The organism is Spirillospora sp. NPDC046719 (assembly GCF_040645715.1).
GTDB lineage: Bacteria > Actinomycetota > Actinomycetes > Streptosporangiales > Streptosporangiaceae > Spirillospora.
This window is the reverse complement of record NZ_JBEYYT010000596.1, coordinates 1-4,695: the sequence shown is the minus strand read 5'-3', so window position 1 is coordinate 4,695 and position 4,695 is coordinate 1. Positions and strand designations below refer to the sequence as shown.

The following is a 4,695-nucleotide window of genomic DNA, read 5'->3' as shown; positions in this document are numbered from 1 at the left end:
GGCGCCCCCCCCCCCCCCCTGGTTGTCGATCCCCCCTCACCCCCGCCCCCCCCCCCCCATAAAACAACCCCCCCCCGCGCCCCCCCGCCCCGGCCCGCGGGGCCGGCCGGGGCCCCACGTCCCGGGGGTGGTCAGCGGCGGTAGAGGTTGAACTTCTCCTCGCCGATGCGCTCGCGCAGCGCCGGGTCGTCGACGCCCTGGCCCTCGCCGGTGGCGCCGCAGAGGACGGCGACCTTGCCGATGTGCTGGTTCGTCTGGACGGCGCGGGTCGCCTCGCCCGCCTCGTCCAGCGGGAACGACTTCGACAGCGTCGGGTGGATCATGCCGAGCGAGAACAGCCGGTTCACCTCGACGGCCTCGTGGTAGTTGAAGCCGTGCGAGCCGATGATGCTCTTCAGCCGCATCCACAGGAACCGGTTGTCGTACTCGTGCCTGTAGCCCGTCGACGAACCGCAGGTGACGATCTTGCCGCCGCGCTTGGCGACGTAGACGGACGCGCCGAACGTCTCGCGGCCGAGGTACTCGAACACGATGCCGGGGTCCTCGCCGACGAGGCCGCGGATCGCCTCGCCGAGGATCCGGCCCGCCTTCGGGTTGCGCAGGCCCTGCTCGCCGAGGTTCAGGTCGTTGCGGTTGATGACGTGCTCGCAGCCCTGCGCGCGGACGATGTCCGCCTTCTCCTCGGAGGAGACGACGCCGACCGGGATGCCGCCGCCGTTGCGGACGAGCTGCGTCGCGAACGAGCCGAGCCCGCCGGTCGCGCCCCAGATCAGCACGACGTCGCCCTGCTTCATGCGGGCGCCGTGGGTGCCGACGAGCATCCGATACGCGGTGGCGGCGCACAGCGTGTTGGAGCCCGCCTCCTCCCAGGTGAGGTGCGCGGGCTTCTTGATGAGCTGGTTCGCCTTGACGATGCAGTACTCGCCGAGCGACCCGAAGTTGGTCTCGAAGCCCCAGGCGAGCTGCGACTCCGACATCATGCCGTCGTCGTAGGAGCCGTGGTCCTCCTCGTCCACGTAGGACGGGGACAGGACGACCTTGTCGCCGACCTTCCAGCTCTTCACGCCGCTGCCGGTGCGGACGACGACGCCGGAGCCGTCGGAGCCGAGGATGTGGTACGGCAGGTCGTGGCGGGCGCCGTACCAGCCCTGCCGGCCGAACTTCTCCAGGAACGCGAACGTCGGCACCGGCTCGAAGATCGCCGACCAGACCGTGTTGAAGTTGATCGCCGCCGCCATCACCGCGACCACGCACTCGTCGGGCGCCAGCTCGGGCATGTCGACCTCGCCGACGTGCAGGGACCTGCGCACGTCCTTGTCGGTCTGCCCGTCGAAGATGCCGACCTCGTCCTTGCGGGTGAACGCGGCGCGGAACCGGGTCGGCAGGTCGATCTCCTGCAGCTCGGGTCCGCTCGCTCCGGACCGGACGGCGTCGAGCAGGTCGTGGGCCATGGGTGTCCTCCGTGGAACGACGGGTGGGGGGCGCGGCCCTCAGCGGGCCAGAGTTGACCGTGCCGCGGTCCGGGCGCGGCCGGACGCGTCCGCGTCCCGGCCGTCCGCGGGCCGCCGGGTGGCGCCGTCCGCGCCCGCGGCGCGTCCGGCGAGCCGGCCCTCCAGGTGCGCGGCGAGGATCTCCACGCCCGGCGGGTCCAGCAGGTTCAGGTGGTGCACCCCGGGGATCGTGACGATCTCCAGGTCGGAGCAGAGCCCGCCGAAACCGTTGGTTCCGTCGAGCACGTAACGCGCGTCGCGCACCGCCCAGGGGGTCTCTTCGGGCGCGTAGTAGAGGATGACCCGGCCGTCGTAGGGCTCGGGCCGGTACGCCTCCAGGGATCGGGTGTCCTGGTGGGACGTGAGCTGGTGGGTGAGGGCCGCGGGCGGGATGTAGTCCACCAGCGGCGCCGCCCGCTCCATGACCAGCGCGAACTGCGCCTCCTCGTCCAGCCCGGAAAGCTCGTCGTAGGTGAGCGTGACGTCCAGGCCGTACGTCTCGTTGATGTAGTCGGCGAACGCGGAGAACCTGCGGGCGAGGGTGTCGGACTCGTCCTCCACCGGGAGGGGGATGCCCGCGTCGAACAGCGCGACGAACTCGACCTCGCGCCCGGCCGCGCGGAGCTGCCGCGCGGTCTCGTAGGCGAGGACGCCGCCGAACGACCAGCCGCCGAGCCGGAACGCGCCCTCGGGCTGCGCTTCGAGCAGGTGCTGGACGTAGCGGGCGGCGCGCTCCTCGACGGACGGCGCGTCCTCGAACCGCTCCAGGCCGTAGACGGGCTGGTCGTCGCCGAGCAGGTCGATGAGCTGCCGGTAGCAGGCGGTGGTGCCGCCGGCGGGGTGCGCGATGAAGATCGGCCGGCGGTCCCCGGTCGGCTTGAGCGGCCGGACGGTCTGCCGGGCGGCCTCCTCGTCGGCGGCGCGGATGACCTCGGCGACGTTCTCCGCGGTCGGCACCTCGAACAGCTCGCCGCGCGTCACCTCGCCGCCCAGCTCGGCGGCGACCATCGCGACGACCCGGTCGGCCTGGTGCTCCTGCCCGCCGAGGTCGGCGAAGAAGTCGGCGGTGACGCCGACGCGGTCGAGGCCGAGGACGTCCTCGAAGATCCGGACGGCGAGGCGCTCGGCGGCGTCGCGCGGCATCACGTAGCCGGACTCGGCGTTCGACACCGCGCTCGACGCGGCCGGGGCGGCGGCGCCGGCAAGGCCCAGCTCGCCGGACGCCCACTCCTCGAACACGTGCACGCTCGCGCCCTGCAGCAGCACGGACGGCGGGACGGTCAGCCCGAGGTCGTGCTCGACGCCGCTCTTGATCCGGACGGCGACGAGCGAGTCCAGGCCGAGGTCGGTGAGCGGGACGGCCGGGTCGAGGCGCTCGGGGTCGAACCCGAGCACGGACGCGATCCGGTACCGGATCCGCGCGGCGATCAGCGCGCGGGCCTCGGCGGGGTCGAGCTCCTTGAGCGCGTCGACGCCGGGCCAGTCGCCCGTGTCGTCGGCGCCGCGCTCGGCGGCGGCCTCGGTCAGCGCCGCGAAGTACGGCATGGCGCGGATCTCGGGGAACAGCTCGACGGCCGTGACGGGGTCGAACCGCAGCACGCCCGTCGCGGTCAGGCCGTGCGCGAGGACCGCTTCGAGGGCCTCGGCGCCCTCCTCGGGGCTGATCGGGTCGATGACGGTCACCGCGGTCTCGGCGGCGCCGCCGACGCGCGACCACGTGCCCCAGTTGATCGTGGTGCCGGGGCGGCCGTGCGCCCGCCGGTACGCGGTGAGCGCGTCGATCGCCGCGTTCGCCGCCGCGTAGGCGGCCTGGCCGGGCGAGCCGAGCAGCGCCGCCGCCGACGAGTGCACGGCGAACCAGTCGAGGTCCGCGTCCCAGGTGGCGTCGCTCAGCCGCCTGGCGCCCTCGACCTTCGCCGTCCACACCCTGTGGAGATCCTCGGCGCCGAGGTCGGCGATCAGCCGGTCGTCGATCGCGCCGGCGCCGTGCACGACGCCGCGCAGCGCCAGGCCGCCCTCCCGGGCGGCCTCGACGAGGCGCTCGGCGGTGCCGGGCGCGGCGATGTCGCCGAGGACGACGCCGACGTCCACGCCGCTCTCCCGCAGCTTCGCGATCACCTTCTCGGCGCCGGCGCCGGGACCGGACCGGCCGGACAGCACGATGCGCCCGGCGCCGCGCTCGGCCAGCAGCCGCGCGGTGACCAGGCCGATCCCGCCGTACCCGCCGGTGATGACGTAGGCGCCGCCGCGCCGGACGATCTTCCTGGGCTTCGCGTCCCCGGCCGGGAGGGCGGCCTGCGCGAGGCGCGCGACGTACCGCCTCCCGCCGCGCCAGGCGACCTCGCGGGCGTCGCCGCCGCCGAGCAGCTCGCCGACGAGGTCCGCGGGGCGGTCGACGTCCACGAGCGTCGCCCGCTGGACGGTCCGTTCGAACGCCAGGACGCGGGTCAGCGCGGCGGCGAACCCGTGCCCGGGCTCGCCGGCCTCGCCGTCCAGGACGGGGACGGCGCGGTGCGTCGCGACGTACAGGCGCGGGCCGTCGGGCAGCGAGCGGCTCGTCTCCGCGACGGCCAGCACGAGGTCCTCGTCGAGGAGGTCGGCGGACGGGACGAGGACGACGCCCTCCACCCCGGACGCGTCGCCGAGGTCGGCGAGGTCGCGGCGGACGGCGCGGCGGCCGCGCTCCTCCAGCCCGGCGACGGTCGCCGCGGCGAGGGCGTCGCCGTCCTCGGCGAGGATCAGCCAGGCGCCCTCAGCGGATTCGGAGCCTTCACGGGGCCCGGGGGCCTCGGACTCGTCCCACACCAGCTCGACCAGCTTGTCCGCGACGGGAACGGGGACGTCGTGGCGCTCGGTGCGGCGCAGCACGATGCCGGTCGCCTCCACGAGGACCTCGCCGTCCGCGCCGAGCAGCAGCACGGAACCGGTCATCTCGCCGTCGTCCTGGGCCGCCGCCGCGCGGACGTGCCCGCCGCGATGCGCGGGCCCGTGCACGCGCAGGCTGCCGATCGTCTCGGCGAGCCAGACGCCGCCGCCCGCGACCGCCGCCGCCTCCGCCGACAGCGCGGCCAGGCAGCGGTCGAACACCTCGGGGTGCAGCCGGTAGTGCCGCGACCCGCGCTCGGCGCCCGCGACCTCGGTCGCCGCGCCGTGCTCCGGCGCGGGCACGTGGGCGCGGCTGGCCAGCGCGGACGTCGGCGAGGAC

2 protein-coding genes are annotated in these 4,695 nt (G+C 74.8%); both read right to left on the bottom strand.

Going from position 1 to position 4,695, the window contains the following annotated elements; genetic code table 11:
• Nucleotides 1–131: 131 nt before the first annotated feature.
• Nucleotides 132–1,451 carry a crotonyl-CoA carboxylase/reductase gene (gene ccrA, locus ABZ914_RS46840; RefSeq protein ID WP_500201112.1) on the bottom strand — a complete coding sequence of 440 codons (1,320 nt, stop codon included), beginning with the start codon at nt 1,449–1,451 and terminating at the stop codon, nt 132–134.
• A gap of 39 nt (nt 1,452–1,490) precedes the next feature.
• A partial coding sequence (locus tag ABZ914_RS46835; protein WP_500201111.1) for an SDR family NAD(P)-dependent oxidoreductase occupies nt 1,491–4,695 on the bottom strand: 3,205 nt, incomplete at its 5' end.